Genomic DNA, 246 nt, shown 5'->3' with positions numbered 1-246 from the left:
GACGCGAGCATCTAGGGACACACGCACTTGTGTGTGTGTTTCTATACAGCAATTTCTTATGAATGAACCTGGCCCTTTGTGGTCATGGTTCTCTCGATTTGAATGATGCATCGTAGACCGGCAGGCCCTTTTTGGGGTTTGTTGGTTTGTGTGTGGTCAAGTTTTTAAGGGCACACGGTGGATGCCTTGGCATTAGGAGCCGAAGAAGGACGTAGGAATCTGCGATAAGCCTGGGGGAGTTGATAA

General features: G+C 48.8%; 1 rRNA gene. It reads left to right on the top strand.

The features are described 5' to 3' along the window. Positions 1-154: 154 nt before the first annotated feature. Positions 155-246: ribosomal RNA gene (locus AC5RU9_RS21310) — 23S ribosomal RNA — on the top strand; the annotation flags it as partial.

It is taken from the genome of Arthrobacter sp. B0316-5-4, from assembly GCF_059090325.1.
This window is presented reverse-complemented; position numbering and strand designations above follow the sequence as displayed.